Raw genomic sequence first — 20,045 nt, 5'->3', positions numbered from 1 at the left:
TAGCCTGTCTAATGGAGCAAACGGCTCAGTAGCAATATTGGTATGCCATAATACGACATGCAAGAACTTATTTTATTTTTTACATGTCAACACCTACGGAAATAAAATAAAATACATAAATTTCAGTAAATTATAAAAAAAATAAATTTCTTAACCAGACTTTACAACGCTTCTTAGATCGCCATTTATTGCTAAAACCAACCATTGGTATTATGGTATACCAAGAACCTAAGGAATACTCTGTCCATAAGGCTATGCAGGCCTGCCCAGTAATAAGGAAACGCCAATGAGCTTCACAATTCGCAAAATCGTGACTTATCGAGAAACGACATTTATAGAAGGAGGCAAGGAAGGGGTGCGCCCGGTCACCATGCTTGGCGTGGCTGCCGTCATCGCAAACCCCTGGAGCGGACAAGGCTTTGTCGAGGACCTATCCCCTGAAATTCGTAAAGGTTGTTCTTCTTTGGGCGAGCGCATCGTCGAGCTAGTATTAAAGGAGATGGATGGCGACACCATAGAGGCGTATGGAAAAGCAGCTATTGTGGGCACTGACGGTGAAATTGAGCATGCGTCAGCGATCATTCATACATTGCGCTTTGGCAATCATTTCCGTGATGCAGTCGGGGCCAAGAGCTACTTGAGCTTCACCAACAAACGTGGTGCTCCCGGCACGTCGATCCAGATACCGATGATGCATAAGCATGACGAGGGCTTTCGTTCGCATTACATCACACTGGAAATGCACATCGAAGACGCTCCTCGCCATGACGAAATCATTGTCGCGCTTGGAGCCGCTGATGGCGGACGACTGCATCCGCGTATCGGCAATCGCTATCAAGATCTGCAAGAACTGGCCGCTGAGGCAGAACAGGACGGTAACCACTGAGTCCAAGGAGACTGCATGGAGCTCACCAATTCACGCAAGAGCCCCGATGGCACACGCTACTGGCGGCAGGGAAGCGGCTCGCCCGTCGTGCTCATTCACGGCGTAGGCCTTGATGCCACTATGTGGCAGTCGCAGATCGATGTTTTAGCAGAGCAGTATGAAATCATCGTCTACGACATGCTCGGGCACGGCGATAGCGCATTGCCTAATGAGAATGACGGGTTAGATGCCTATGCTGATCAACTAGCACTGCTACTTGATCACTTGGGTATAAAGCGGGTGGCGGTAGTAGGCTTCTCCATGGGCGGGTTAGTGGCACGCGCTTTTGCCTTAAGCCATCCAGATCGAATAGCGGCAATGGTGGTGCTTTCCAGCGTCTACGATCGTGATGAAAGTCAGCGGGCGGGTGTTCGTCAACGCATTGTCCAGACTCACAATCAAGGCCCTGCGGCAAACGTCGACGAAGCATTACAGCGCTGGTTTAGCCGGGATTTTCGTCAGAAACATCCTAATCATATTGCTGCGATTCGCGAAACCGTCATTAACAACCATCCACAGGGGTACTACCGCAGTTACGCGCTATTCGGCACTCAGGACAACTTCGGCACAGAACAGCTAGCTGCCATTCGCGTACCGGTGCTGATCGCCACCGGCGAGCTGGACACGGGCTCCACCCCTCGGATGGCTAGGACGCTTGCCGAACAAATCCCTAGCGCCGAAGTAAAAATCCTGCCCGGCTTACTACATATGGCCCCCATAGAAGCCCCCGTGGCAGTCAACGAACTGATCCAAAGCTTCTTTGCCAAGGCTTATTTCCATGATTCACTTGAGGAGGCACATCAATGAGCCTGGATAAACTGCAGATGTATATCGACGGTGAATGGGTTGAAGCCCACACCGGTGCCACTTTCGATAGCTACAATCCCGCGACGGGTGAGGTGTGGTGTCGTTTACCAGAAGCCGATGCTCAAGACGTTGATGCCGCAGTACAGGCAGCCCAGCGCGCTTTCGAGGGCTCCGCCTGGTCGGGCCTCACCGCTACCGCTCGTGGGAAGCTACTTTACCGCCTCGGCGAGCTGATAGCGGAGCATACTGATGAGCTCGCCTGCTTAGAGAGTCGCGACAACGGCAAGCTGATGCGTGAAACTCGTGGCCAGGTCAGCTACCTGCCCGAGTTTTTTTATTATAACGCTGGGCTGGCCGATAAGGTGGTGGGTGAGACGCTGCCTTTGGACAAGCCAGACATGTTTGGCGCCACCGTGCGTGTACCGCTCGGCGTAGTGGCTGCGATTATCCCGTGGAATAGCCCTCTTTATCTGACCGCTATCAAACTGGCTCCAGCCCTGGCCGCTGGGAACACGATGGTCATTAAGCCATCTGAGCATGCTTCGGCGAGCCTCATTGCGTTAATGCGACTTGTTAAGCAAGCTGGCTTTCCGCCAGGCGTGGTCAATTTGGTCACTGGCTTTGGGGCCACTGGGTCAGCACTGACTGCCCACCCCCTGGTACGTAAAATTGCCTTTACTGGCGGTGCCAATGCCGCCCGCCACGTGGTACGCAACAGTGCCGAAAATTTCGCTAAGCTTTCGCTAGAGCTGGGTGGCAAATCACCCAACATACTGTTCGAAGACGCCGATTTGGATAGCGCGATCAACGGCGTGGTGGCTGGGATATTTGCTGCCTCCGGGCAAAGCTGCGTCGCTGGCTCACGCCTGCTAGTACAGCGCGGCATTTATGACGAAGTGATCAAACGGCTCTGCGAGCGTGCGCAGTCTATCCAGATTGGCAATCCTAATGATGCTGCAACAGAGATGGGGCCTCTGGCGACTCAAGCCCAACTAGAAAGCGTCGAGCGCATGGTCGCCCAGGCTCAGGCCGATGGTGCACGCTTAGTGCACGGCGGCAAGCGTGCGGACATCGAGCAGGGCTGGTATTACTGCCCGACCATTCTGGCATGCGACTCTCACGATCTGCCCATCATGCAAGAAGAAGTCTTCGGCCCAGTAGTCGCAGTGATTCCTTTCGAAGATGAGGCCGAGGCGCTGCATTTGGCCAACGATACCGACTATGGTTTGGCCGCCGGCATCTGGACGCAAGATATTGGTCGAGCCCATCGCCTTACCCGTGATGTTCGGGCTGGCATTCTTTGGGTTAATACTTATCGCGCGGTTTCTGCCATGGCCCCCATTGGTGGTTTCGGTGCCAGCGGCTATGGACGCGAGAGTGGCATAGATTCGGTGCGCGACTATACCGACCTAAAGACCCTGTGGATCAACCTTTCTACACAGCCCATGCCCGATCCTTTCATTATGCGTTGAGCGAGGAGATGTCAATGATTAATTCACAAGACTACAAGCAGGTTCTTGGCGCCTTCCCTACTGGCGTCACCGTTATTACCGCCCTCGATGAAAATGATCGACTTGTAGGCTTTACCGCCAGTGCTTTCTCAGCAGTTTCCATGGATCCACCGCTTATACTGGTATGCCCGAGCCTGAACTCAGACTCCTATCCGGTTATCCAGCACAGTGGGCAATTTGCAGTACACATCCTCAGCCACCATCAACAATCAATTGCTTATCAGTTTGCTGGCAAGGGGCCTGACAAATTATCAGGGATCAATTGGCACCGCTCTCACCATGGCAACGCCATTATTGATGGAACTGCTGCCTACCTTGAGTGCCGGCTATGGGAGGCGTATCCAGGCGGCGACCACGCTATCGTGGTCGGAGAAGTACAAAGACTATGGATCTCTAAAGACGAAGCCGACCCCTTGCTGTATTGCCGAGGCAAAATGGATAAGCTTCCTGAGAGCCTACGTCTAATGCCAGTAACAATTTAAAGATTACAAAAAGAGAGTACTCGAATGACACAAGAACGTTACGCAAAAGGTCTCGAAAAACGCCGCCGCGTGCTCGGTGCCGAGTACGTCGACCAATCAATTCGCAATGCCGACGACTTCACTCGCCCCCTTCAGCAATTAGTCACTGAGTACTGTTGGGGCGAAGTGTGGCAACGCAAGGGGCTCAGCGATCGCGAGCGCAGCATGATAAACTTAGCCATGATTACTGCCCTGAACCGCCCTCATGAATTGCGCCTCCACGTCCGAGGTGCTATCAACAATGGCCTCAGCGTCGAGGAAATTCGTGAGGTTCTCTTACAAACGGCAATTTACTGTGGTGTTCCGGCGGCCATTGATTCCTTCCGCCAAGCCCGCGAAGTTCTCGTTGAGATGGGTAAACTCTAGCGGCTCAAACACCACCATCACCGAGGAACTAGAAGATGGAACGAAAACCTTTAGACGACAGCCTGAGGGTCACACGCAACCAGCCCACTCTGCGTGAAATGGTTTTCGACAAGCTGCGGCAAGCAATTATGGGCTTCCAGCTGTTGCCAGGTGATCGTTTAATCGAGCGCGACCTGTGTGATCGTCTGGGAGTTAGTCGCACCTCGGTAAGGGAAGCATTGCGCCAACTAGAAGCAGAAGGATTGGTAGAGTATGTTGGCAATGGCCCACGTGTGACGGTTATTACGCTGGAGGATGCACGTGATATTTATGAATTGCGCTGCGTTCTTGAAAGTATGGTCGTGCAGCTTTTTACCCAGAAAGCGAGCCGCCGACAAATGGCGGATTTAGACCGTGCTTGGGAAGTGCTTAAAGATACCCTTCGCGGCGGCAAGAGCCACGAGATCGTTGAAGCGGTCAGCGACTTCTACGGTGTTCTATACGATGGCGCGGGCAACCGCGTTGCTGGGCAAGTCCTCGGTCAGCTACAGGCACGAGTCAGCTATCTGCGAGCCACATCGTTGTCTCAACAGGAGCGTTACTTGGATAGCTTCCGAGAGATGGCCCGTATCGTTGAAGCGATCAAGGCACGTGATTCAGTTGCAGCACATGCAGCTTGCGTGGAGCACATCCAAGCGGCTGCAAAGGTAGCGCTGTCCGCATTAGCGGCTAAGAGCGGCGAGCCAGTTGAACCGATTACGCCCCCATTACGTGTCCAAAACAGCCTGTAAAGAGGCGATTTATGCATCAATATTGTTGTCACTGCGGCCAGCGTTCACTGAGCTACGGAATTCCTGAAGGTGATACGCATCCACGTCAGTACTGCAACACTTGCGGGCTCATATACTACGATAACCCACGAGTGATCGCGGGGGCCATTATTGAAGAAGAAGGACGCTTGCTCTTATGCCAGCGTGGCATTCCTCCGCGCGTAGGCACATGGACCTTGCCAGCAGGTTTTATGGAACGTGGAGAAAGCGTAGAGGAAGCCGCCTATCGAGAAGTCTGGGAGGAGACTGGCATCAACGCTGAAATTCTTTCCCCCTACTCAATTTTCAGCGTGCCACCGACCAATGAGCTTTATATTATTTATCGTGCACGTTTGAAGGAGTGGAAAGACACTCCGGGGCACGAGACCCTCGCTGTGAAATGGTTTAACGCCAAGGACATTCCCTGGCCGGATATCTTCTATCCGGCCATTCGACAAATTCTAGAGCGCTATATAGACGAACATGCTGGGGGCACCTATGGCATCTATACCGGTAGCATGGAAACCGGTACAGTTCACTTCATGCGCTAGAAGGCTGGGTGGGAGGCGAAACAATCTCTACTACCTCTAGATCGAAGCCTTTCAGTCCCTTGTAATTTAGCGGCGCCCCCATCAAGCGTAACTTGCTGACACCGAGATCCGCGAGGATCTGCGAACCGGTGCCCGTATTAGAATAGCGACGCTTTGGAACATCCCCCGATGGCTTATTAAGTTTTGTAGCACGCGACAATAGACTCTGGGAGGATTCATGGCTGGCGAGAACCACCACTACCCCATGCTCCTCCGCTGCTACGGCCTCCAACGCAGACCATAATGACCATGCCGTTGGGCCCAAATACTCCGCCCCCACTAAATCACGCAATGGATCCATAGCATGTACGCGAACCAGCGTAGGCTTATCAAGAGCCATTTTTCCCATTGTTAAAGCCAGGTGAGCTTCCCCACTGATAGTGTCTTCATAGGCATGTAAGTTGAACTCTCCATGTATGGTTTGCAGCGTCTCCTGACCGGTAGACACAATGGTTTTTTCTGTCGCTAAACGGTGCTGGATCAAGTCAGCGATAGTGCCAATGCGCACTCCATGGTGTTGAGCAAAGCTCTCAAGCTCGGGGCGCCGAGCCATGCTGCCATCTTCATTCATTATCTCAACAATCACCGCCGCTGGCTCACACCCAGCTAAACGTGCGAGATCACAGCCTGCCTCAGTATGACCAGCCCGGCTCAGCACGCCGCCATCGCGGGCACGTAATGGGAAAATATGACCCGGCTGTACCAAGTCGCGAGGATGTGCCTCTGGAGACACAGCCACCCGCACAGTCGCTGCCCGATCTGCTGCGGAAATCCCCGTCGTTACCCCTTCGCGCGCTTCGATGGATACGGTAAACGCCGTAGCGAAGCTCGCCCCGTTATTTTCAACCATGGGAGCCAACCCTAACTGCTCACAGCGTGAGCCGGTCAACGTTAAGCAGATCAACCCACGGGCATGAGTCGCCATAAAGTTGATCACGTCAGGCGTAACTGCCTCAGCGGCGATGACCAGATCACCCTCGTTCTCACGATCTTCATCGTCGACAAGGATGACCATCCGCCCACTACGCATATCTTCAATGATGTCTTCTATACGATCGAATGCCATGGTTTAAGTCCTACCTATTATTGTGGTGTATTTCTGTATTCTGGCATACCATAATACAAACAACCATAGACTCTGGAGAAATCAATGCGCAAAGGTTACTGGATAGCCAATGTCACTGTCCTTGATGCAAGACGTTATGCTGAGTATCAGGCCTTAGCACCTTCAGCACTTGCGCAATACGGTGCCAACTTCCTGGCCCGGGGCAGCGAACGAGTCACTTTGGAAGGGAATACTTCTCATACCCGCAGTGTGATCATGGAATTTCCCAGTTACGAGCAGGCCCTAGCCTGCTATCACTCTGAAGAATATCAACGCGCCAAAGCAGCACGCGAGGGTGCTGCTGATGTAGATGTCGTCATTTTGGAGGGCTTATAATAGTTAGTTTCATATATCGATAAGCTCTTCATTCATTCGCGCAAAAAGAAACCAAGAACTCACAGCGCTTTACCAAGAGTTCTTGGTGTTATTTAACACATTAGCGCAAAGCTGGTTTTTTCTCGGATAACCTATTCTTAGCAGGCTTATCCCGCTTATCCTCCGCGCCCGTTTCCTGAGTATTGGAAGAAGCAAATTCGGGATAGGCAGACATACCGCATTCGTGAATATCCATTCCTTCGAACTCTTCTTGTTCGCTGACGCGAAGACCCATCGTCATACGGATAATCCACAAAACGAGCAAACTAGCCCCAAACATCCAGGCAAAGACAACAGCGGCGCCGATCAGTTGGGTCATGAAAGCCGCCTCTGGATTCGTAAGGACGACGGCCAGTATCCCCCAAACGCCAGCACTTCCGTGTACTGAAATGGCGCCGACGGGGTCGTCGATTTTCAACCGATCAAGCCCCAATACAGAGAACACCACCGCAACACCACCAATAGCACCAATCACTACTGCCATTCCTGGGTTGGGCAAGAGTGGCTCCGCGGTAATCGATACCAGTCCGGCTAGCGCGCCGTTTATCACCATGGTCATATCCGCTTTACCAAATATCAAACGGTAGAGCAGCGCGGCCGCTACCATGCCTGATGCTGCGGCCGTATTGGTGTTGACGAAGATACGGGCGACCGCATTGGCATCATCTACGCTGGCAATTTTCAGCATTGAACCGCCATTGAACCCAAACCAGCCCATCCACAAAATGAACATGCCCAGCATGGCAATGGGTAGGTTGGCTCCCGGAATAGCCCTGACTTCGCCATTGGGGCCAAACCGCCCCTTGCGCGGGCCGACCAGCAAGACAGCAGCCAGCGCGGCAGAGGCGCCCGCCATGTGCACAACGACAGACCCGGCAAAATCCTGGAAGCCCATCTCATCAAGGAAGCCACCGCCCCACTTCCAAAAGCCATTCACCGGGTAAATCACCCCCACCATGAACACGGCAAAAATCAAAAACGGCCACAGTTTCATACGTTCAGCAATCGCCCCAGAAACAATTGACATGGTGGCTGCCGCAAACACTGCCTGGAAAATAAAGTCGGCCATGGAAGAGTAATAAGGCGCCCCCTCCCCAGCGGAAATATCCGACAAGCTATGATCACTGCCCAACATGAAATCCAGGCCAGGGATCACGCTACTGATCGGGTTAGCGGGATACATCACGTTATAGCCCACTATCAGAAAGACGATACAGGCCACCGAATACAACATCGCATTCTTGGTGAGTATTTCGACGGTGTTCTTCGACCTGACGAGCCCTGACTCCAACATGGCAAAGCCGCAGGCCATAAACATGACAAACACCGTACAGACTAGAAAATAGAAAGTATCCAGCGCATAACTAAGTTCTAAACTTAATTCATTCATTTTATTCCCCTTAAACAATCATTAACGTTGTAAGTTGAAATGGTCGGGCATAATCACTTACCCCCTTTTCTGCTAAGCGAAGCGCTTGTAAAAGCAGCAATCACGCCAGTGCTCTTTCAGCTCTTTTACTAAAAAGTATTTAAAGAAGCATTATTCATGCCAAGAAACAAAACGCTTGATTGCCAAACACGTAGAAGCCACGCATGATAACCACGAGCCGTTTTAGTGATTTTTAGGTTTTAAACAGCACCTTTTGGTGCAAAATCACATTAAAAAGCCCTCACCCGTAACAGGTGAAGGCTACATGCTATATAACGGTGCCTTGTCCTTGAACGCGCATGGCTTAGAATTGTTGCCCTGGAATCCAGTTGGTACCGGCAAGCGGAACCCTGGCCATCGCTGCGGCTTCGATATTTAAAGCGACCAAATCTTCCGGTTCCAGGTTATGGAGATGAGATTTTCCACAGGCTCTTGCTAGTGTCTGCGCCTCTAGCGTTATTACTCGCAGATAGTTAGCTAACCGCTTACCGGCAGCCACCGGATCCAGACGCTTGCTCAGTTCGGGATCCTGGGTGGAAATACCCGCTGGGCATTTGCCTTCCTGGAAGTCATCATAGTAGCCCGCTGCAGACCCGAGCTTCTGGTACTCTTCTTCGTAGCGCGGGTGATTATCGCCAAGCGCGATCAATGCCGCGGTACCGATTGCCACAGCGTCAGCCCCCAGGGCAATGGCTTTGGCAACGTCAGCACCGTTACGTATCCCACCTGAAACGATCAACTGCACTTCACGATGAACCCCCATTTCCTGCAGCGCCTGGGCGGCTTGCGGAATGGCAGCCATGGTGGGAATGCCTACATGTTCAATAAACACATCCTGGGTTGCCGCCGTTCCGCCCTGCATACCGTCGAGCACCACCACATCGGCGCCCGCTTTGACGGCGAGCTTGACGTCATAGTAGGTACGAGTGGCACCCACTTTAATATAGATAGGCACCTGCCAATCGGTGATCTCACGCAGCTCAGCGATCTTAATGGCTAGGTCGTCCGGGCCGGTCCAATCAGGGTGACGGCAAGCGCTACGCTGGTCGATACCCATGGGCAGGTTGCGCATCTGTGCGACGCGATCCGAGATTTTCTGCCCCAACAACATGCCACCGCCACCCGGCTTGGCGCCTTGGCCCAGCACGATCTCAATGGCATCGGCTTTGCGCAGGTCATCAGGGTTCATACCGTAACGCGACGGCAGATACTGATAAACCAGTTTAGTGGACTGGCCACGCTCTTCGGCAGTCATGCCTCCATCGCCAGTGGTCGTTGACGTGCCCACCTCTGATGCGCCGCGCCCCAGGGCTTCTTTTGCCTGTGCTGATAAGGCCCCGAAACTCATGCCCGCTATGGTTACCGGGGTATCAATCACGATCGGCTTCTTGGCGTAGCGAGTCCCCAAGGTAACGTCGGTACCGCACTTCTCACGATAGCCTTCCAGCGGGTAGCGCGACATGCTCGCCCCCAGAAACAGCAGGTCATCAAAATGCGGAACCTTGCGCTTAGCTCCCCAGCCGCGAATATCATAGATGCCGGTATCGGCGGCGCGCTGGATCTCGGCGATGACGTCTCGACCAAAGGTCGCGGACTCTCTCAGTGCCGGATTACTCTGTTTATCGGTCATGTCAGGCTCCTGATTAGTAGGCCGAGGCGTTATCGACTTTGAAGTTGTATAGCTGGCGTGCCGACCCATAGCGCTTAAAGGCAGCAGGATCCGTTTCAACCCCGGCACGCTTAAGCAGGTCGCTTACTTCATCCAAGTGCTCTTGGCGCATTTCTTTTTCGATGCAATCAGCACCCAGGGAAGTGACCGACCCTTTGACATAGATATGCGCTTCATAAATCGAATCCCCCAGCGCTTCTCCCGCATCGCCGCACACCACCAGGCATCCCGATTGCCCCATAAAGGCGCTCATTGGCCCAATATTGCCTTTGACGACAATATCGACACCCTTCATGGAGATACCGCAGCGCGCCGCAGCGTTGCCATCAACCACCAGCAGGCCGCCGTGAGCCGTGGCGCCAGCCGATTGGGACGCATCGCCCTTGACATGCACCATGCCGGACATCATGTTCTCAGCGACGCCAACACCGACGTTGCCATGCACGGTGACATTGGCTTTCTGGTTCATCCCCGCGCAGTAATACCCGGCGTGGCCGTCAATATCGACGCTAATAGCATCATTTAATCCGCACGCAATATTGTGCGCCCCGTTCGGATTAGCAACGCGCCATTCACGCTCGCTGGCCGTTATGTCCGCATCGTGAAGTGCCTGGTTGAGTTCACGCAGGCTGTCGCTTGAAAGGTCGTATGTTTTCATAAATTAGGCGGCCTCCACCTTTGCACCATCACGTTCCCACACATAGATTTTCGCCGGTTCCGGCTCCCACACCTTGGCTTCCTTGATGCCTGGCAGACCGGCTAACGCGCGATACTCGGAGGCCATTGCGACGTAATCGTCGGTTTCGGCGATCACCGCAGGTTTACAGGAGATAGGGTCACGTACCACGGCGAAACCATCGCGGGTGCCAATAGTGAAGGTAAAGAAGCCATCCAGATCTTTAAGCGCACTCTTGAGGGCTTGATTGAGGGATTCGCCCTTGGCCATACGCCACGTCAAGTAGCCAGCAGCCACTTCAGAGTCGTTGTCAGTCTGAAAGCTGATGCCTTGGCGCTTAAGCTTATCGCGCAGGCGGTTGTGGTTGGAAAGCGAGCCGTTATGCACCAGGCAAAGATCCAGCCCGGTCGAAAACGGGTGGCTGCCTTGTAGCGTGACAGCGCTTTCGGTGGCCATGCGCGTGTGACCAATCGCATGGCTGCCACGCATGTTTTTCAGGTTGTAACGCGCCGCCACTTCAGTAGGAAGCCCGACCCCCTTTAAAATTTCGATACTTTGTCCGGCACTCATCACCCTGACATTCGGGGCGTTTTCAGCCACCCAGCTCAGTACCTGCTTCTCTTCACTGGCCAGCTTGAGCACGGCCACGTTGGCATTCTGGAACCACGCGTCCAGGCTACCAAAGGCAGCGCCCAGGCGATCGGCCAAGTCCTGCCAATCGTAATCGGCATCGTCGCTTTGCAACGTCAGTTTAACGCCAGCGTCGTATTCATCGCCGTAAACAGCAAAGCCGGCACTGTCCGGCCCGCGGTCTGTCATGGCAATAAGCATCGGCTCGAACAATTCACCCAGCCGGCTTTCTAGTTCAGGTTTTTTCAGATAAAGCCCAACAATTCCGCACATAGCATTACCTCGGCTTATTCGTCAGTGCATGTCTTACGTTTCGATAAGACGCAATCATTAGAAGAATTCCGCGTAGCGCTGGATTTCCCAATCGCTGACCTGGCTGCTGTAGTCAGCCCACTCCTCACGCTTGACCTTGATGAATTCATCGGTAATTTCTTCCCCAAGCCCTTCACGCAGTACGGAATCTGCTTCCAGGGCGTCAATCGCCTCAGTGAGTGACTGGGGTAAAATATCGATCTTTTGTTCGCGACACTGCTCGGGCGTCAGTTCATACAAATTGATATTTTTTGCTTTGCCGGGATCCAACTGACGGTCAATACCATCGAGGCCAGCAGCAATAAGCGCGGCATGCACCAAATAAGGATTACAGCCAGCATCGGGTAGACGAAACTCCAAACGCCCATAGGGCACACGCACCATGGCTGAACGGTTGTTATCACCATAGGTAATGAACACAGGTGCCCACGTTGCGCCGCTGTTGGAACCGCCCGAGACGAGACGCTTATAAGAGTTAACCGTGGGCGCCGCGAAGGCACACAGCGCTGGCGCGTGATGCAGCAGGCCGCCAAGAAAGTGATACGCCGTGGGGGAAAGCCCCAGATTCTGCGGATCGCTGTCATCGCCAAAGACGTTATTGCCTTCTTGGTCGGCAATCGAGAGATGGAAGTGCATCCCGTTGCCTGGCCGGTCGGCATGCGGTTTGGGCATAAAGGAGCACACCATGCCCAGTTCATTGGCAATCTCACCGGCGGCCATGCGTACAAAGGTGAAACGGTCAGCGGATGTCAGTGCATCGCTGTAGGTATAGTTGATCTCAAATTGACCATTGGCATCTTCATGGTCGATTTGATAAATATCGAAATCAACGCTTTGTAGTGCTTCCACTAAACGTTCCAGAAACTCTCTAGACCGCGACAAGCCTTTATAGTCGTAACAGGGCTTTGCTAGCGTATCACTCTCATCTACAGGCAACAGTTCTCCTGCGGCCCCACGTTTAAACAATGAAAATTCAGGCTCTAAACCGGTGTTTAGCGTCCATCCCTTGTCACTTAACCGCTCTAATTGCTTAAGCAATACGACACGGCTATCAAGCAGATGAGGCTCATCGTTGACATAACCACAGCAGGCCATACGCGCATAGCGCGGCTGCCACGGCACCAGCGAAAGAGAGTTCAAATCCCCTTTTGCCATAAAATCAGGCCCATGCGGCTTCATACCTAGGCCAGAAACAGCGAAGCCTGCAAAACCAGCGCCTTTTTCTACCACGTCCATCAAACAATTCGCCGGCACTGACTTGGTTTTCGCCGCGCCGTGAATATCAACAAATTGAGCCAGCAAATAGCGCACATCGTTATCTTTGATAAATTTAACGGCAGCTTCTGGAGACATATTATTACCCTCGTGATAATTCCTTTCAAGAAACTATATTTCCCAAAAGGAAAAGCACTTAGTGTGCCAATATCATTTGGCTGCCTTCTACATCGCTATAAAAAAACCCTAAGCGATTGTTTATAAAAAATTAAATATTTTATTGCTTGTTATCAGCAACCCCCTGCCAGCTCTCTTCCGCGCCGTCGCTTTTATGTATCCTGCGCCGTAACAGTGCATATCATCTAAAAATCGCACCAGGAACGAACATAATAAACACATATGAAAATTTATTCCTGAAAATAGCCATTTTCTATGACTTAAAATCCACCCATTAATTAATTGTTTTTTATATAAAATAAAAAAGGTATGCACCGTTTGTCCTGGTCACGCCCGCACATGGCAAGCTTCTTGCTTTACTGAAAGGAATTATTATTTCCTTAAAAGAATGCAACGTCGATGTTACGCCAATGGCCTCGCTTGGGAAAGCGGGTTTTGATGACTTGAGTAGCGCGGCCGGATGGATGTGAGCAGAACGAATAGAGTGCTTAGATAACCATCTCGACAAAAAACCAAATAAAAAGCTACTCTATTAAATAAGGATTTAATTTCTATTTTTCGGATAAAAACAACCAATTATTATCCACATATAAATATATTATTTTATATAGGAGAAAAAATGAACATTCATGATGACAACTACATTATTCGCGTCTCTTGCCCAGCGACATCCGGCATCATCTCGGCAGTGACCTCGTACCTAAGCGAAAATAACTGTTATATCAGTGAACTGGCCCAATACGACGATGAAGAGTTGAAACGCTTCTTTCTACGCGCCAAGTTTCGCTTCAACGAGGGCGCTACGCCGGACATCGAGACGCTGCGCAATGATTTCGCGGGGGTAGCGCAGCCTTTCGAGATGGACTGGCAGATTCACAGCTCCTCCCAGCCCATGCGGGTCTTGCTGATGGTGAGCAAGTTTGACCATTGCCTAAGTGACTTGATGTACCGCCATGGCAAGGGTGAGCTGGACATGGAGATTACCGCCATCGTCTCCAACCACCTGGATCTTCGCCCCATGGCCGAGCGTGAGGGGATTCGCTTTGTCTACCTGCCTGTCACCAAGGAGACCAAGCCACAACAGGAAGCGGCCATCATGGATATCGTCGAGGAAACCCAGACCGAACTGGTCGTGCTGGCGCGTTACATGCAGATCCTATCGGATGATTTGTGCCAGAAGCTGAGCGGACGTGCGATCAATATTCACCACTCGTTCCTACCAGGCTTCAAAGGCGCCAAGCCCTACCATCAGGCGCATGAGCGAGGCGTGAAGCTGATTGGTGCTACCGCCCACTATGTCACCTCAGATCTTGACGAAGGGCCGATCATCGACCAGGAAGTTCAACGCGTCGATCATACCTATCGCCCCCAGGATCTTGTCGCTGTTGGCCGTAACACCGAAACCATCGCCCTGTCTCGTGCGGTCAAGTACCACCTTGAGCACCGCGTCTTTCTCGATCAGAACAAGACGGTGATTTTCCAATGAGCGCAACGACCCAAGCCCCTGGGACCCAAGCCTCTGCGGCCCTCATCGACGGCAAAGCCTGTGCCGAGCGGGTGCTTGCCGAAGTCGCCGAAAGTGTTAAACACCTGGCGGCCGAAGGCACCACCCCCGGCTTGGCCGTTGTGCTGATTGGCGAAGACCCCGCAAGCCACGTGTACGTCAGAAACAAGATTCGAAAGGCGGAAGCGGTCGGTATTCGTTCATTCGAACACCGCTTCGACACGACATTGAGCCAGGCCGAACTGCTGTCGTTGATCGACAAGCTAAACAAAGACCCCGAAGTCAACGGCATTCTGGTGCAGCTACCGCTACCGGACACGATCGACGAAGAAGCCGTTATTCAGGCCATCGACCCGCTGAAAGACGTCGACGGTTTCCATCACGCCAATGTGGGTGGCCTTGTGCAGGGGCGCGATGTGCTGACGCCCTGCACCCCCAGCGGCTGTCTGCGATTGCTGCAGGAAACCTGTGGCGACCTAAGCGGCAAACATGCCGTGGTGGTGGGCCGCTCCAATATCGTTGGCAAGCCCATGGCATCGCTTCTGTTGCACGCCCATTGCTCGGTGACGCTGCTGCACTCGCGTAGCGTGAATGCCGAAACCATCGCCCGTCAGGCCGATATTGTCGTCGCCGCGGTGGGTCACCCGAAAATGATCGATGCCAGCTGGCTCAAGCCCGGCGCGGTGGTGATCGATGTAGGGATCAACCGCGTTGAGCAGGCAATTGATGGCGAGAATGAGGGCGAGCGCAAGACACGACTGGTCGGCGATGTGGACTTCGCAAGCGCCAGCCAAGTAGCGAAAGCCATTACGCCGGTGCCCGGCGGTGTCGGCCCCATGACGATTGCCTACTTGATGCAAAATACCGTCACAGCGACCAAGCTGCAGCACCGTCAAGCGGCCCAGCCAGCACTTACCTAATGCGATACAGGAGGGCATCTCCATGCCTTTTGGACTGCTTAAATATGGTCTGTCATCGGACTACCCCGTTGATGTGGATCTGCCGCCACCCAAGGAGCTCAAGCCCTCCTACGATGTGGTGATCATTGGTGGCGGTGGCCACGGCCTTGCGATCGCCTATTACCTGGCCAAGTATCACAACATCACCAACGTTGCGGTACTTGAGAAAGCCTATCTTGGCGGTGGCAACACGGCGCGTAACACCGCTGTGATCCGCTCCAACTATCTAACCTCGGAAGGGGTCAGGTTTTATAGCGAGTCGGTTAAGCTTTTTCAGAACCTATCCAACGAATTCGATTTCAACGTCATGTATTCGGAGCGCGGCCAGCTGACACTCGCCCATACCGACGCCACGGTGCGCTCGTTCCGCCAGCGGGCCGAGGTCAACAAGCATTTCGGTGGGCGTACCGACATGATTGACCGTCAGCAGATTCGTGAGCTGGTGCCCTCTCTAAACCTCGACCCTGGCCATCTCCCGGTACTCGCGGGGCTTTGGCACCGCGACGGTGCCACGGCTCGCCACGACGCCGTGGCCTGGGGCTATGCCAAGGAAGCAGCCAAGCGTGGCGTTGAAATTCATCAGCTGACGGAAGTTCGCAATCTTGTCATCGAAGGCGGGCGTATCACCGCCGTCGAGACCAACCGCGGCACCATTCAGTGCGGCTGCGCCGTTCAGTCTGTTGCTGGCCATAGTTCCGTGCTGGCCAAGCAAGCCGGTTTCCGGCTCCCCATCATCAGCTACCCCCTGCAGGCGATGGTCACCCAACCCGTAAAGCCTTTTCTGGATCCGCTGGTCAGCTCTTCCGCCCTGCACTGCTACGTTCAGCAGACCAGCCGCGGCGAAGTGGTCTTCGGCGGTGGGTCTGACCCCTACCCCCTCTACAACACGCGCTCCACGCTGGAAATGAAGGAAAGCCTGATTGCCAGCGGCATCGAGATGTTCCCGTTTCTGGCCAAGGCCAAGCTAATGCGCCAATGGGGCGGGGTTACCGATATGACTCCCGACTACAGCCCGATCATGGGCGAGAGTCCGATCGAGAACTATTACCTCGACGCCGGCTGGGGCACCTGGGGCTTCAAGGCGACGCCCATCTGCGGCAAGACCATGGCGGAAATGGTCGCCAGCGGCGGCAAAGTGCCCGAGTTGATTCAACCGTTCCGCCTGGAGCGCTTTGCCAACTTCCAGCAAGTCAATGAAATGGGCGCCACGGCGGCCAGCCACTAACGAGAGGGCAAACGCAATGAAAATCATGAATTGCCCGCTCAACGGGCCACGCAACATCAGCGAATTCATCCATGGCGGGGAGCTAAAAACCATGCCGAACCCCACCACCTGTAGCGACCGCGAATGGGCAGACTACGTTTTTTACAGCGACAACACAGCGGGCGTTATCACCGAATGGTGGATGCATGTTGCCTCCAGCTACTGGTTTCTTGCCGAGCGGCACACCGTCACCGATGAAATTCTGCGCACCTTTGATCCCCAGGAAATTTTCCAGGCGCGCATCGAGTTTGCCGTCGAGGAGAAACGCTTATGAACCGCCATGTCTCACCTGACGATATTCAGACCATGCCAACACGCCTCCCGGCCCCGATGGGCAGTCTCATCAATCGCCAGCAGCCGATCACCTTTCAGTTCGAAGGCACGAATTACCATGGGGTTGAAGGTGACACACTAGCTAGCGCGCTGATCGCCAACGGCCGCCACCTGCTCTCGCGCTCCTTCAAGTATCACCGGCCCCGCGGCCCGCTGACCATGGCAGGCCAAGACGCCAATACGCTGGTTCAACTACCCGACGAGCCCAACGTGCTGGCCGACACGCACCCGCTCAGCCAAGGCCTGGCCGTCACCGGCCAGAACTACAGCGGCAGCCTGGATCACGACAGCGATATGAAGCTGGGCAAGTTCTCCAAGTTCATGCCGGTGGGCTTCTATTACCGCTCCTTCTATAAGCCCAAAGGTGCCTGGAAGTTCTGGGAGTCGCTGATTCGCAAGAAGGCCGGGCTGGGCAGATACGACCTTAATGCCACCGGTGGTTATCACGACAAGGCCTACCTGTTTGCCGATGTGGTAGTGGTCGGCAGTGGGCCGGCGGGCCTCAAGGCGGCCTTGACCGCCGCTGAAGGGGGCGCAAAGGTGTTGCTGGTTGAACAGCAATCCCAGCTGGGTGGCGCGCTAACCTACGCCCGCTTCGATGATGCAGGCGTGCGTGCCGATCAAGTGCGCGAAGCGCTGATCCCGGCGGTTGAGGCGCATGCCAAGATTCATGTGTTGTGCAAAGCCACCTGCAATGGCTGGTTTGCCGACAACTTCCTGCCCGTGATCCAGGGCACGCGGATGTACAAGGTTCGCGCCCAGGAGTGCATCGTTGCCGCTGGCGCGTTTGATCAACCGGCGATTTTTCGCAACAACGACTTGCCCGGCGTCATGCTCGCCAGCGCCGCCCAGCGTCTGATTCGTCATTACGCGGTACGCCCCGGCAAACGCGCCGTCGTGCTTACCGGCAATGACGATGGCTACCTGGCAGCACTTGACTTGCACGAACAGGGCATTGAGGTCGCGGCGCTGGTGGATATGCGCGCAGGGCCGGTCGACACCCACCTCGCCCAAGCGATCAACCAGCATGGCATTCCACTGCATGTTGAGCACACCGTGTTCGAGGCGCTACACGACAAAACCCTGCACCACGTGACCGGTGTTGATGTGCGACGCATCACCCGCCGCGGCGAGGTAGCTGACGATAGCCTGACGCTGGAATGCGACTTGCTGTGCATGACCGTGGGCTATATGCCGATGTATCAGCTGTTGTGTCAGGCGGGTGGCAAGCTGACCTATAACGATGACGTAGCCGAGTTTTCCCTCTCGAACCTGCCCAAGCACCTGTACGTGGCGGGCTCGGTCAACGGCTTGCACGATCTTGACCAGGTACTGCAAGACGGCGTCATCGCCGGTACCCAGGCGCTGCAAAGCCTCTGTCTGCCAGCGGCTGAAGCCGCCCCCCTGGCGGGTGCGCCGAAGCAGGTCAACTTTCCCTGGCCCATCTTTGCCCACCCCAAGGGCAAGGAATTCGTCGATTTTGATGAAGATCTGCAAATTCGCGACATCATCAACGCCACGCGCCATGGCTATCGAGACGTACAGCTTGTCAAGCGCTTCTCGACCGCCGGCATGGGCCCTTCGCAAGGCCGCCATTCGGCGCTGCCCACCGCGCGCTTGGTCGCCGACGCCACGGATCGCACCGTCAGCGAAACCGGGGTTACTACTGCACGCCCGCCCTTTGCCGCTGAAACCCTTTCCCACCTGGCCGGGCGCAGTTTCGACCCTTTCCGGGTCACGCCACTGCACCAGCGCCACTTGCAACTCGGCGCTAAGATGATGCCCGCGGGCGATTGGCAACGCCCGGCCTTTTACCCCTCGGCAACGAATGGCCGCCTGGAGCGTTACCGCTGCATGCAGGAAGAGGCGCTCCATGTCAGGGAAAAGGTCGGCCTGATCGATGTTTCCACCCTGGGCGGCATCGAGGTACGCGGGCCGGACGCCGCGGAGTTCGTCAACCGTATCTACACCTTCGGCTTTCTCAAGCAGCCGGTGGGGCGCACCCGTTACGCCGCCATGGCCAATGAGCAGGGTGTCGTGGTTGATGACGGTGTTTCCTGCCGCCTTGGCGAGAATCACTTCTACGTCACCGCCACCACCAGTGGCTTGGCGCGTGTCTACCAGAGCATGCTGCAGTGGAATGCCCAATGGCGCCTGGACGTGGATATCGCCAATGTCACATCAGCGTACGCGGCGGTAAATGTCGCCGGGCCGTTATCGCGCAAGGTGCTGGAAAAAGTCTGCACCGAGGTGGATCTTTCGCCTGAAGCGTTCCCCTACCTGGAGCTGCGTGAAGGCAAGGCCGGTGAAGCGCCAGCGCGCCTGCTGCGGGTAGGTTTCGTCGGTGAGTTGGGCTATGAGCTGCATGTTCCGTCACGCTATGGCGAGTACCTCTGGGACTTGTTGATGAAAGCGGGCGAAGAGTTCGGTATTCGCCCCTTTGGCGTCGAAGCCCAGCGACTGCTTCGCCTTGAAAAAGGCCATGTCATCATTGGCCAGGATACCGACGGCATGAGCCACCCTGCCGAGATCGGCATGAGCTGGGCGGTCAACCGCAAAAAGCCGTTCTTTGTCGGCCACCGTGCCGTGGATATTCTCGATGAGCAGCCCTCCAAGCGCCGCCTAGTCGGCTTCCGGCTACCGGCAACCTCCGCCAAGCCGCTGGAAGGCCACCTTGTGCTGGAAGGCAGCGATATCACCGGCAACGTGACCTCCTGCGAATACTCACCCAGCCAGGACGCGATCATCGGCCTGGCGTACGCTGGCGCCGATAAAGCAACGCCCGGCAGCCATATCACCATTCGGGTTGAAGGCGGCGATGAAGTTAACGCAGAGGTCGTCAAACTGCCTTTCTACGATGCCAACAACAGCCGACAGGAGATGTAAACC

At 54.5% G+C, this 20,045-nt stretch carries 19 protein-coding genes; 13 read left to right on the top strand and 6 right to left on the bottom strand.

Translation table 11 applies throughout. The features are described from left to right. Positions 1-286: 286 nt before the first annotated feature. Genes QC816_RS08945 through QC816_RS08915 form a run of 7 tightly spaced genes read left to right on the top strand, consistent with a single transcriptional unit; the run spans position 287 to position 5,469 of the window. Positions 287-886: an amino acid synthesis family protein gene (locus QC816_RS08945; RefSeq protein ID WP_309781691.1), complete on the top strand. Its 600-nt coding sequence runs from the start codon at positions 287-289 to the stop codon at positions 884-886. 15 nt (positions 887-901) lie between these two features. After that, the gene (locus tag QC816_RS08940) at positions 902-1,732 is read left to right on the top strand and encodes an alpha/beta fold hydrolase (protein WP_309781689.1); all 831 of its coding nucleotides are present in this window, start codon (positions 902-904) and stop codon (positions 1,730-1,732) included. Then, positions 1,729-3,204 carry an aldehyde dehydrogenase gene (locus QC816_RS08935; protein ID WP_309781687.1) on the top strand — a complete coding sequence of 492 codons (1,476 nt, stop codon included), beginning with the start codon at positions 1,729-1,731 and terminating at the stop codon, positions 3,202-3,204. Before QC816_RS08940 ends, QC816_RS08935 begins: the two co-directional genes overlap by 4 nt. Positions 3,205-3,218: 14 nt before the next feature. Continuing rightward, the gene (locus tag QC816_RS08930; RefSeq protein ID WP_309781684.1) at positions 3,219-3,725 is read left to right on the top strand and encodes a flavin reductase family protein; all 507 of its coding nucleotides are present in this window, start codon (positions 3,219-3,221) and stop codon (positions 3,723-3,725) included. A gap of 24 nt (positions 3,726-3,749) precedes the next feature. Then, positions 3,750-4,130: a 4-carboxymuconolactone decarboxylase gene (pcaC, locus tag QC816_RS08925; protein WP_308320741.1), complete on the top strand. Its 381-nt coding sequence runs from the start codon at positions 3,750-3,752 to the stop codon at positions 4,128-4,130. Positions 4,131-4,165: 35 nt separating this feature from the next. Then, positions 4,166-4,900, top strand: coding sequence for a GntR family transcriptional regulator (locus QC816_RS08920; protein ID WP_309781680.1), 735 nt, complete (start codon positions 4,166-4,168; stop codon positions 4,898-4,900). An 11-nt stretch (positions 4,901-4,911) separates the two neighbouring features. After that, positions 4,912-5,469 (top strand): NUDIX domain-containing protein, encoded by a 558-nt coding sequence (locus QC816_RS08915; RefSeq protein ID WP_309781678.1) that lies wholly within the window; start codon positions 4,912-4,914, stop codon positions 5,467-5,469. On the opposite strand, the gene ribBA is transcribed toward QC816_RS08915, so the two are convergent. Further along, the gene (gene ribBA, locus QC816_RS08910; protein WP_309781676.1) at positions 5,459-6,574 is read right to left on the bottom strand and encodes a bifunctional 3,4-dihydroxy-2-butanone-4-phosphate synthase/GTP cyclohydrolase II; all 1,116 of its coding nucleotides are present in this window, start codon (positions 6,572-6,574) and stop codon (positions 5,459-5,461) included. The two genes, QC816_RS08915 and ribBA, sit on opposite strands and share 11 nt — an antisense overlap. Positions 6,575-6,658: 84 nt before the next feature. Between ribBA and QC816_RS08905 the strand changes: the two genes are divergently transcribed. Next, the gene (locus QC816_RS08905; RefSeq protein ID WP_309781674.1) at positions 6,659-6,949 is read left to right on the top strand and encodes a DUF1330 domain-containing protein; all 291 of its coding nucleotides are present in this window, start codon (positions 6,659-6,661) and stop codon (positions 6,947-6,949) included. Positions 6,950-7,049: 100 nt separating this feature from the next. On the opposite strand, the gene QC816_RS08900 is transcribed toward QC816_RS08905, so the two are convergent. The 5 genes from QC816_RS08900 to glnT form a co-directional block, all read right to left on the bottom strand. Beyond that, positions 7,050-8,378, bottom strand: a complete 1,329-nt coding sequence (locus QC816_RS08900) for an ammonium transporter (protein WP_309781672.1) — start codon at positions 8,376-8,378, stop codon at positions 7,050-7,052. Between the two features lie 343 nt (positions 8,379-8,721). Further along, positions 8,722-10,047 (bottom strand): FMN-binding glutamate synthase family protein, encoded by a 1,326-nt coding sequence (locus QC816_RS08895; protein WP_309781671.1) that lies wholly within the window; start codon positions 10,045-10,047, stop codon positions 8,722-8,724. A 13-nt stretch (positions 10,048-10,060) separates the two neighbouring features. Beyond that, positions 10,061-10,744 carry a GltB/FmdC/FwdC-like GXGXG domain-containing protein gene (locus QC816_RS08890; protein WP_309781670.1) on the bottom strand — a complete coding sequence of 228 codons (684 nt, stop codon included), beginning with the start codon at positions 10,742-10,744 and terminating at the stop codon, positions 10,061-10,063. 3 nt (positions 10,745-10,747) lie between these two features. After that, positions 10,748-11,665 (bottom strand): amidophosphoribosyltransferase, encoded by a 918-nt coding sequence (locus tag QC816_RS08885; RefSeq protein ID WP_309781668.1) that lies wholly within the window; start codon positions 11,663-11,665, stop codon positions 10,748-10,750. A gap of 57 nt (positions 11,666-11,722) precedes the next feature. Continuing rightward, the gene (gene glnT / locus QC816_RS08880; protein ID WP_309781666.1) at positions 11,723-13,057 is read right to left on the bottom strand and encodes a type III glutamate--ammonia ligase; all 1,335 of its coding nucleotides are present in this window, start codon (positions 13,055-13,057) and stop codon (positions 11,723-11,725) included. 658 nt (positions 13,058-13,715) lie between these two features. Between glnT and purU the strand changes: the two genes are divergently transcribed. From purU to QC816_RS08855, 5 genes are read left to right on the top strand one after another with little or no spacing between them, the layout of a single operon-like run. Further along, complete coding sequence (gene purU / locus QC816_RS08875) at positions 13,716-14,582, top strand: formyltetrahydrofolate deformylase (RefSeq protein WP_309781665.1); 867 nt, start codon at positions 13,716-13,718, stop codon at positions 14,580-14,582. Then, positions 14,579-15,520 carry a bifunctional methylenetetrahydrofolate dehydrogenase/methenyltetrahydrofolate cyclohydrolase FolD gene (gene folD / locus QC816_RS08870; protein ID WP_309781664.1) on the top strand — a complete coding sequence of 314 codons (942 nt, stop codon included), beginning with the start codon at positions 14,579-14,581 and terminating at the stop codon, positions 15,518-15,520. The genes purU and folD overlap by 4 nt, the downstream gene beginning before the upstream one ends. Positions 15,521-15,542: 22 nt before the next feature. Beyond that, positions 15,543-16,784 (top strand): FAD-dependent oxidoreductase, encoded by a 1,242-nt coding sequence (locus tag QC816_RS08865; protein ID WP_309781662.1) that lies wholly within the window; start codon positions 15,543-15,545, stop codon positions 16,782-16,784. Between the two features lie 16 nt (positions 16,785-16,800). Beyond that, entirely contained in the window at positions 16,801-17,097 is a 297-nt protein-coding gene (locus QC816_RS08860) for a sarcosine oxidase subunit delta (RefSeq protein WP_309781660.1), read from the top strand. Continuing rightward, positions 17,094-20,042, top strand: a complete 2,949-nt coding sequence (locus QC816_RS08855) for a 2Fe-2S iron-sulfur cluster-binding protein (RefSeq protein WP_309781658.1) — start codon at positions 17,094-17,096, stop codon at positions 20,040-20,042. The genes QC816_RS08860 and QC816_RS08855 overlap by 4 nt, the downstream gene beginning before the upstream one ends. The last annotated feature ends 3 nt before the right edge of the window (positions 20,043-20,045 follow it).

This window comes from Vreelandella janggokensis, assembly GCF_031451615.1.
Classification (GTDB): domain Bacteria; phylum Pseudomonadota; class Gammaproteobacteria; order Pseudomonadales; family Halomonadaceae; genus Vreelandella; species Vreelandella janggokensis.
The sequence above is the reverse complement of the archived record's forward strand: the minus strand, read 5'-3'. Positions and strand labels throughout refer to the sequence as shown.

What these genes read in the sequence shown, in the direction of transcription:
- QC816_RS08895 (WP_309781671.1), bottom strand. Translation starts at nt 10,047, where the DNA reads ATGACCGATAAACAGAGTAATCCGGCACTGAGAGAGTCCGCGACCTTT.
- glnT (WP_309781666.1), bottom strand. Translation starts at nt 13,057, where the DNA reads ATGTCTCCAGAAGCTGCCGTTAAATTTATCAAAGATAACGATGTGCGC.
- QC816_RS08885 (WP_309781668.1), bottom strand. Translation starts at nt 11,665, where the DNA reads ATGTGCGGAATTGTTGGGCTTTATCTGAAAAAACCTGAACTAGAAAGC.
- ribBA (WP_309781676.1), bottom strand. Translation starts at nt 6,574, where the DNA reads ATGGCATTCGATCGTATAGAAGACATCATTGAAGATATGCGTAGTGGG.
- purU (WP_309781665.1), top strand. Translation starts at nt 13,716, where the DNA reads ATGAACATTCATGATGACAACTACATTATTCGCGTCTCTTGCCCAGCG.
- QC816_RS08900 (WP_309781672.1), bottom strand. Translation starts at nt 8,378, where the DNA reads ATGAATGAATTAAGTTTAGAACTTAGTTATGCGCTGGATACTTTCTAT.
- QC816_RS08905 (WP_309781674.1), top strand. Translation starts at nt 6,659, where the DNA reads ATGCGCAAAGGTTACTGGATAGCCAATGTCACTGTCCTTGATGCAAGA.
- QC816_RS08855 (WP_309781658.1), top strand. Translation starts at nt 17,094, where the DNA reads ATGAACCGCCATGTCTCACCTGACGATATTCAGACCATGCCAACACGC.
- QC816_RS08915 (WP_309781678.1), top strand. Translation starts at nt 4,912, where the DNA reads ATGCATCAATATTGTTGTCACTGCGGCCAGCGTTCACTGAGCTACGGA.
- QC816_RS08940 (WP_309781689.1), top strand. Translation starts at nt 902, where the DNA reads ATGGAGCTCACCAATTCACGCAAGAGCCCCGATGGCACACGCTACTGG.
- pcaC (WP_308320741.1), top strand. Translation starts at nt 3,750, where the DNA reads ATGACACAAGAACGTTACGCAAAAGGTCTCGAAAAACGCCGCCGCGTG.
- QC816_RS08930 (WP_309781684.1), top strand. Translation starts at nt 3,219, where the DNA reads ATGATTAATTCACAAGACTACAAGCAGGTTCTTGGCGCCTTCCCTACT.
- QC816_RS08860 (WP_309781660.1), top strand. Translation starts at nt 16,801, where the DNA reads ATGAAAATCATGAATTGCCCGCTCAACGGGCCACGCAACATCAGCGAA.
- folD (WP_309781664.1), top strand. Translation starts at nt 14,579, where the DNA reads ATGAGCGCAACGACCCAAGCCCCTGGGACCCAAGCCTCTGCGGCCCTC.
- QC816_RS08945 (WP_309781691.1), top strand. Translation starts at nt 287, where the DNA reads ATGAGCTTCACAATTCGCAAAATCGTGACTTATCGAGAAACGACATTT.
- QC816_RS08890 (WP_309781670.1), bottom strand. Translation starts at nt 10,744, where the DNA reads ATGAAAACATACGACCTTTCAAGCGACAGCCTGCGTGAACTCAACCAG.
- QC816_RS08935 (WP_309781687.1), top strand. Translation starts at nt 1,729, where the DNA reads ATGAGCCTGGATAAACTGCAGATGTATATCGACGGTGAATGGGTTGAA.
- QC816_RS08865 (WP_309781662.1), top strand. Translation starts at nt 15,543, where the DNA reads ATGCCTTTTGGACTGCTTAAATATGGTCTGTCATCGGACTACCCCGTT.
- QC816_RS08920 (WP_309781680.1), top strand. Translation starts at nt 4,166, where the DNA reads ATGGAACGAAAACCTTTAGACGACAGCCTGAGGGTCACACGCAACCAG.